Source organism: Streptomyces musisoli, from assembly GCF_016741855.1.
In the GTDB taxonomy this organism is placed as follows: domain Bacteria; phylum Actinomycetota; class Actinomycetes; order Streptomycetales; family Streptomycetaceae; genus Streptomyces; species Streptomyces musisoli.
On the sequence record NZ_JAERRH010000085.1, the window covers coordinates 1 to 1,267 of the forward strand.

Annotated in this window: 1 protein-coding gene; it reads right to left on the bottom strand. The window is 68.0% G+C overall.

The window, feature by feature from the left end:
- On the bottom strand, window positions 1–1,263 hold a 1,263-nt coding region (locus JK361_RS40545), incomplete at its 3' end, for a condensation domain-containing protein (protein WP_307787457.1).
- Between the last annotated feature and the right edge of the window lie 4 nt (window positions 1,264–1,267).

Here is a 1,267-nt window from a genome sequence, read left to right on the forward strand (position 1 = left end):
CACACCCGACTCCACCCCCTGCCACACCGACAACACATCCCGCCGCTCACCCACCGACAGAACGTCGACATGGCCGATCGCCTGGGCGGGTTCGGTGATCAGCGCCGCGAGCAGTCGCGCGAAGCGCTCCGTCAGCCTGTGGGCCGTCGACGCGTCGAAGAGGTCGGTGGCGAATTCCAGTGCACCGGTGAGCCCGGCTGGTTCGCCGTCAGGGTCGTGCTGCTCCCGCAGGGTCAGGGACAGGTCGAACTTCGCCACCGTCGCGTGAGCCGATTCGCCCGTCAAGGTGATGCCCGAAAGGTGCAGTTCGGCCGGCGCAGTGTTCTGGAGGGCGAGCATGACCTGGAAGAGCGGGTGGCGGGACATGGAGCGCGCCGGATTCAGCGCCTCGACCAGGTGCTCGAACGGCACGTCCTGGTGCGCGTAAGCCGCCAGGTCCGTCTCCCGCACACGCCCGATCAGCTCACGGAACGTGGGGTTCCCGGACAGGTCCGTGCGCAGGACCAGCGTGTTCACGAAGAACCCGACCAGATCGTCCAACGCCTCATCGGTACGGCCCGCGACCGGCGAACCGATCGGAATGTCCGTCCCCGCACCCAGACGCGACAGGAGCGTGGCGAAGGCCGCCTGGAGCACCATGAACACGCTCGCACCCGATTCGCGTGCGAGAGCGGTGAGAGCAGAGTGCACATCCGCGCTGATCTCCACCGGCACGCTGTCGCCCCGGTAGGTAGCGACGGCGGGCCGGGGCCGGTCCGCGGGAAGCTCCAGCTGGTCGGGAAGGTCAGCAAGGGCTTCGGTCCAGTGCGCGAGTTGCGCACGCAGCACACTGTCCGGGTCGGACTCCTCGCCCAGCAGCTCTCGCTGCCACAGCGCGTAGTCCGCGTACTGGACCGGCAACGGCTCCCAAGCAGGACTCCGCCCCTCCGCCCGGGCCTCGTAGGCGGTAGCGACATCGCGTGCCAGGGGAGCCATGGACCAGCCGTCGCCGGCGATGTGGTGCAGCACCACCACCAGGACGTGCGACGTTTCGTCCACCGCAAGCAGGCAGGCGCGCAACGGTGCCTCGGCCGACAGGTCGAATCCGCGGCCCGTGAACTCGGCTACCGCATCAGCCACTTCCTGCTCCGTCACCTTCCGCGTCGGCAGCGAGAGCTTGGTGTCGTGGCTGGGGAGGATGTGCTGGTAGGGCTCGCCGAGGAAGTTCTCCGGGAAGATCGTACGGAGACTCTCATGACGTACGACGACATCCTGAAGCGCCACTTCC